We start from the raw sequence: 343 nt of genomic DNA, 5'->3' as shown, positions 1-343 counted from the left end.
CTGTATCGGCCTGGATGTTAATTGGAAACAGCCGTTGACTTTCGCCTGTCGGGCACCCATAGTGGACTTGCAGCTATTCGAGCATCGTGATCAACGTCCGGTATCGCGCCCCTTCTGGCGCCTCATTGTTCGCCATCCCTTTCCTTGATTGGCTCCCTTCCCGGGCGCTGCCCGCCATGCAAGGAGTGAAATGATGGAAACCGGAATTGTGAAGTGGTTCAACGACGCCAAGGGCTTTGGCTTCATCATGCCCGAGAACGGCGGCAAGGACCTGTTCGCGCATTTCTCCGAGATCGTCGGTGACGGCCACAAGGCGCTGGTCGAGAACCAGCGCGTCAGCTAC

The 343-nt window shown here is 57.7% G+C and carries 1 protein-coding gene; it reads left to right on the top strand.

Annotated elements, in window-relative coordinates; genetic code table 11:
* Nucleotides 1–193 precede the first annotated feature (193 nt).
* Nucleotides 194–343 (top strand): cold-shock protein (locus SB751_RS28790; RefSeq protein WP_410748883.1); only part of this gene is annotated, 150 nt, incomplete at its 3' end.

Source organism: Cupriavidus sp. SIMBA_020 (assembly GCF_046535395.1).
GTDB lineage: Bacteria > Pseudomonadota > Gammaproteobacteria > Burkholderiales > Burkholderiaceae > Cupriavidus > Cupriavidus campinensis.
Note: the sequence above shows the minus strand (reverse complement) of the source record. Positions and strands in the feature narration are given on the sequence as shown.